The sequence below is a fragment of the Microcoleus sp. OTE_8_concoct_300 genome (assembly GCF_031383065.1).
Taxonomy (GTDB): Bacteria; Cyanobacteriota; Cyanobacteriia; order Cyanobacteriales; family Microcoleaceae; genus Microcoleus.
This window is the reverse complement of sequence record NZ_JANMZH010000098.1, coordinates 1-1,906: the sequence shown is the minus strand read 5'-3', so window position 1 is coordinate 1,906 and position 1,906 is coordinate 1. Positions and strand designations below refer to the sequence as shown.

At 42.8% G+C, this 1,906-nt stretch carries 3 protein-coding genes; all 3 read right to left on the bottom strand.

The genetic code is table 11. From position 1 onward, the window contains the following. A partial coding sequence (locus tag ACUVJL_RS04580; protein WP_445244770.1) for a 2Fe-2S iron-sulfur cluster-binding protein occupies positions 1-146 on the bottom strand: 146 nt, incomplete at its 3' end. A 244-nt stretch (positions 147-390) separates the two neighbouring features. Further along, entirely contained in the window at positions 391-930 is a 540-nt protein-coding gene (locus ACUVJL_RS04575) for a Uma2 family endonuclease (protein WP_445244769.1), read from the bottom strand. Positions 931-1,111: 181 nt separating this feature from the next. Further along, on the bottom strand, positions 1,112-1,906 hold a 795-nt coding region (locus ACUVJL_RS04570; protein WP_445244768.1), incomplete at its 5' end, for a DUF697 domain-containing protein.

Sequence of the window (1,906 nt, the reverse complement as noted above, 5' to 3'; positions counted from 1 at the left end):
CAAGTAGTACAAACCCCTGCATTGCAAGAGTTAGGCAGATCGATGCCGGCAGCGTTGGCCACCCGCAGAATTTGTTGATCTTCCGGCACTTCTACGGTATAGGTAGAGCCTTGGTGGAGCAATTCAACAGTGTAAGTCTTGGACATATTTTGATTATTGGTTTTAATTCCCAATTGGAATTTACGCTAGATTTGCAAACAAAGCAATTAGAATTTTACCGCTGTTGGTGATTTCGTGCAAATTTACAACTGCACTTTTTATTGCTAAAAATTTTTATTAATTGCCTGGGGCGAGCGAGCGGCATTTTGTCAAGGACTTTTTCACAAATTATCACGAGCATCGCGGGGGAACTCTGGCAGAAAGCAGTAATTACGTAACTAATTTTTGCCTTCAAGCCAACAACTCCTCAACAGCAACACTAAAGCCCGCCAGCACTAACTGAGTGCTGACGGTAGAACCCTGGTTAAAGGTTAACTTTTGAGTTTGAGTCATTATCATTATCCAGCGACTTTCTGGAAAAACTATCCAAACTTCCAGACAACCCGAATCTAAATACTCTTGTGCTTTAAGAAAAATCTCTTCCGCAATATCAGTAGGAGAAACTATTTCAGCAATTAACGGCGGACTTTGAGGCAAAGTAGGAACATCACCAAATTGAGCAACAAGTTCAGGAGTCAGATAAGCTACATCAGGACGGCGCACTCGCCTGTCAGTACGACAAGGAACCTCCGTATAAACTTCGCCTCCTTGTCCGCTAGATATCTTATAACTTCTCCAAGAATAATCTAGTCTAGATTGGATGCGACTGTGTTTTACTGTCATGCCATTTTTCTCCACGATTTGCCCGTCCACCCATTCCATATCGTCGGGGGGATTAGCCATAAAGTCTTCTAGAGAAATATTTTCTGATAAAACGGCAGCCATTACCATAGCCCTTTCCTCCCTTTTGCAGAATTCACTCATATTGTAGTAATCAATTGGTAATGGGTAATTGGGAATTGGTAATTGGTAATTGGGAATTGGGAATTGGAACTAACAAATAACCTATGCCCTATGCCCTATGGCCCATGCCCCATGCCCCATGCCCCATGCCCCATGCCCCATGCCCAATTTACTCAATATTAATTTGATTGGGAGGTTTAGGTTGCTCCGGTTTCTCATCCTTCAAAGTTTTACGCCCAGAACTAGCATAATCCTTGTACATTTCCACAAACATCTTGGTTAACTGCTGCAAAGAAAGTTGTTCCCCATTAACTTGAGCTTTCATATAAGCTTTAAGCACTTCAATATAAGCCAAACCGAGGGCAAGCGTGAGAGCTGCTGCCGTTGCACCGGAGATAGCACCGCCGACAACAGTACCCGCACCAGGGATCATTTTAATCAAATTAGTAACAATACTTCTGCCAACAGCAGTAACCCCGCCTGTGCCGCTAATAGCAGACAGCATCGCCGAAATAAAGCCCTTATCAAACGGCATTCCAAAAATCACTGTAATATTAGCAATCATTGCCGTTTGCATCGCCATCAAAATCGGCGCATCAGCAAACGGTACAGGAGTCGCACCGACAATTGCAGAACCTGCAACATAAGCACTTAGATACTTAAATGCCATATCGGATTTGAGCGCAATATTAGCAATTTGTTCTTTTACAAAAGCTTTTTTAGCTACTTCCGGCAGCAGTTGAAAAGTTGCATCTACCAACTTGTCTAAACCGTGAGATTTTACTGTATAATCCTCATCAATTTCTTCCGGTTCAGCCATGACGGGGATGATTTGACTGACTGGTAAATTCATGTGTTCCAGTTGCTTGAAAAACTCGCCCGGCTTTTTAGATGTGGTCTGAGTCAGGACTAAAAGAACTGGTACATCTTTGACTTCCATTTCTTTTAGCCAGTTTTCCTCGAC